The 3,020-nt window shown below is 36.4% G+C and carries 5 protein-coding genes (1 of these 5 only partly in view); 4 read left to right on the top strand and 1 reads right to left on the bottom strand.

Features of this window, described 5'->3' with window-relative positions; genetic code table 11:
• Both V7083_RS05030 and V7083_RS05025 read left to right on the top strand, forming a co-directional pair.
• Positions 1 to 10 carry the end of an alpha/beta fold hydrolase gene (locus V7083_RS05030; protein WP_335476024.1) on the top strand. 479 nt of this gene lie to the left of the window's left edge, so the window shows 10 of its 489 coding nt (coding positions 480–489); its start codon lies beyond the left edge, outside the window; the stop codon is at positions 8 to 10.
• 85 nt (positions 11 to 95) lie between these two features.
• Positions 96 to 599, top strand: coding sequence for a hypothetical protein (locus V7083_RS05025; RefSeq protein WP_335476022.1), 504 nt, complete (start codon positions 96 to 98; stop codon positions 597 to 599).
• A 65-nt stretch (positions 600 to 664) separates the two neighbouring features.
• Here V7083_RS05025 and V7083_RS05020 read toward each other — a convergent pair whose 3' ends face one another.
• Positions 665 to 1,444, bottom strand: a complete 780-nt coding sequence (locus V7083_RS05020; protein ID WP_335476020.1) for an alpha/beta fold hydrolase — start codon at positions 1,442 to 1,444, stop codon at positions 665 to 667.
• Positions 1,445 to 1,590: 146 nt separating this feature from the next.
• Between V7083_RS05020 and phaQ the strand changes: the two genes are divergently transcribed.
• Complete coding sequence (gene phaQ, locus V7083_RS05015; protein WP_335476018.1) at positions 1,591 to 2,025, top strand: poly-beta-hydroxybutyrate-responsive repressor; 435 nt, start codon at positions 1,591 to 1,593, stop codon at positions 2,023 to 2,025.
• Positions 2,006 to 2,608: a hypothetical protein gene (locus tag V7083_RS05010; RefSeq protein WP_335476016.1), complete on the top strand. Its 603-nt coding sequence runs from the start codon at positions 2,006 to 2,008 to the stop codon at positions 2,606 to 2,608. Before phaQ ends, V7083_RS05010 begins: the two co-directional genes overlap by 20 nt.
• The last annotated feature ends 412 nt before the right edge of the window (positions 2,609 to 3,020 follow it).

The following is a 3,020-nucleotide window of genomic DNA, read 5'->3' as shown; positions in this document are numbered from 1 at the left end:
TGCCGATTAAAAACCTAATATTAGCTGCCACTCCAATCGATTTTAGCATCGGCATCGTTCCGGATAAATGGTTAGAAGGGCTCCAAACGGGCCAAATGGACTTTAATCGTTTTTCTGATGCATACGGAACCATTCCACATGAGTTTTTGTATTTAATGTTTAGAATGCTTTCACCAGTCTATGGTAGTCCGATGATTAACCTTGTTACAAGGGCATATGATGAAAAATATGTGGAAAAATGGCGTCAAATGGATAAATGGACAAAAGATACCGCATCATTTGCCGGAGCAACCTTTAAGCAGATGTTTAATGATTTCTTTAAAGAAAATAAACTTTTAAAGGGAGAATTAATGATAGGAGGAAAACAGGTTGACTTAAGCAATATTAAATGCCCACTTTATGTTTTCACATGCTCTAGGGACACTTTAGTTTTGGAGAAACAAAGTTTGCCAATAGTAGAGCTTGCTTCAAGCAAGGATAAAACCTATGAGGTTTTTGAAGGTGGACATGTATCCTTAGCATTGACAGGAGTGTTTGCAGAAATTGCGGATCAATGGCTCAACACTCGTTCAAAAGAAATACAAAATACTTTCGTATAATTAAGATAAATGAGAAATACATTATTAACGGGAAGGACCCCCATCCTTCCCGTTAATATGAAAAATTATCCAGCATATTTTTGCAGGTTGAGGAAATTCCGTAGCAGGCGGTTAAACCGGTCTTTTGCTTCAAGTTTTGCAAGATGACCGGTGTTCCTCATTATAATAAATTGAGAATGTGGTATCTTCTTATGCATGACCGCTTGTAGCCAAACAGGAAGAATACAATCATATTGACTGCCAACAATTAAGGTAGGCACTTTTATTTGCGGTAATAAAGCCGAATTATCCACTTCAAGACATGCTTTAAGAGATTCAACGAATACATAATCCTTTATTTTGATTAATTTATTAAATTCTCTTATCGTATCTTGACTCCAGGAATAAAGGGCCATCTGAGCCAAATAGTTTGTTCTTCCTTCTGAACTAATCGCCTCAAATTTTGCCTTTCTATTTTCAAATAATAATCCTTTTAATTTCTTTGGGAAGTAATGGAATGTGCTTATTAACATGAGAGAACGACATATGGAGGGTGCTTGGCGGTATATTTCTTGTGCAACGGCTCCGCCCATTGATAAACCAAGAATGTGAGCGTTTTCAATTTCTAGCTCCTTTAATAAAGCTATGATATCGGCAGCGAAGTTTTGAATGGTGATTCCGTCTGTTCTTTTACATTCACCGTGTCCGCGAAGATCAGGAATAATCAATTCAAATTGATCAGCCAATTCAAATTGGTGTTGCCATCCCTCCTTATATTGGCCTAAACCATGGATTAACACCAATGATTCACCAGCTCCAAAATGTAAATAGGGGATCCCTAATTTACTGATTTTCGCAATTTCCATTTTACACCACCTTTCATTTTTATTAGTTTATAACCATGTTGCATAAAATGTAAACATAATTATTTGACTTTTGTTAATATTTATTTTCTGGATTGACAAAATATTACTGATAGGTGTAAAATACATATAGGTGAGGTGATAAAGATATGGTAAACCAAGACAATCAATCAGTCAATCCTTCAAAAAACTTTGTGCTGCCATTTATTTTATTGCTTCTTAGCAAGGTTTCCCTACATGGATATGAACTTAGCCAGAAATTAGAGTCGTTTGGATTTAAGACTCTGGACCAGGGGAATTTATACAGAATGTTAAGACAGCTAGAGAAGGACGAGCTTGTGTCATCGGAATGGGATACAACAGGAACAGGACCTGCGAAGAGACGTTATTCCATTACAAAAGCCGGTGTGAAATACTTAAAAGGCTATGCAGGTCAATTGGAAACGTATCAATCCTTACTTGACCAATTCTTTAATATGTATACCAGTGTATTAGAGCTCTACATTCCTTCCTTACAAAAGAAGGATTCTATAGAGAAGGTAAATAAGAGGAGGAGGAAAGACGATGGCTCAGAAGAAAATTGAAGCAGTTCCTGATGTTTCAGAAAAACCAATGCCGGAAGTGAAGGAATCGCCAAGAAAAGCTTTATTTGTAGACACATTCTGGGATCAATATGAGCTCTCACGTGAACGTGGGGAAAAACTCCGTGAAAATCGGGAGGATGCTTATTTAAATGCTATCAAAGAGGTAATCAAATTTAATAAGCAATACAGAAAAGCCATTTCCAAACTGTATGATCAATCTAAAAAGACCAATAAAGAGATGGTCACAGAGCTTGTATCCCAATTAAATGCACGTAAAGAAGAACATAAAGAAGTAGCGGTTCCAGTAAATTCTGACCGTGAAGAACTTAAAAATCAGTTTAAAGAAGTCTCAAATCAATTAGAGAGATTGGCACTTACACCGGTTAAATCAGTCATTCAAGTCATTGAACAATTGGAAGATAACTTTGAAAAAAATACCGAGTCCAGTATCGCTTTTGCTCGTGAACGCCGTAATGCTTGGCTCGAAGTAAGAAAAGAATATGTTAAACTGGCCAGAAATACACATGTAAATCTTCTTGAACGAGGTAAAAGCAGCATTAAGGAGCTTATTAAAGTTAAATAACACAGAATAGGAGATTCATCATCATTGTTGCACATAACAATCCCATTCAAACTATAAGAAACCACAAACTCAGGATTATTAGAGCTTGTGGTTTTTTGGCCTATAGGAAAGTATAAACTTTCCTTCAGGCATAAGTGCAACTACTCCTCTGACTTCGCCTAAAGGCTCGCCAATCGTCGAGTTTTCTCATGTTTTATTGAACATTTTGTTCAAGACTTCTGATAATCTGATAGCTTCTGCTTGGAAAAAAATGACTCAGTGACGTAGTGACTATCCTTTCTTTTCCTAAACGCTATCTAAATGATATATGTGTGATTGGTCCGAATAATAAGATGCCTTCATCAAGGGTATGAAAGACAAAACCCAGTTGACTAAGAAGAAAACTGTCTTTCATCAAGGGTATGAAAGACAA

This window comes from Bacillus sp. JJ1764, assembly GCF_036962145.1.
Lineage (GTDB): Bacteria > Bacillota > Bacilli > Bacillales > Cytobacillaceae > Neobacillus.
This window is presented reverse-complemented; position numbering and strand designations above follow the sequence as displayed.

Coding starts and splice junctions, on each gene's coding strand:
- V7083_RS05025 (WP_335476022.1), top strand. CDS start 96: ATGGACTTTAATCGTTTTTCTGATGCATACGGAACCATTCCACATGAG.
- V7083_RS05020 (WP_335476020.1), bottom strand. CDS start 1,444: ATGGAAATTGCGAAAATCAGTAAATTAGGGATCCCCTATTTACATTTT.
- phaQ (WP_335476018.1), top strand. CDS start 1,591: ATGGTAAACCAAGACAATCAATCAGTCAATCCTTCAAAAAACTTTGTG.
- V7083_RS05010 (WP_335476016.1), top strand. CDS start 2,006: ATGGCTCAGAAGAAAATTGAAGCAGTTCCTGATGTTTCAGAAAAACCA.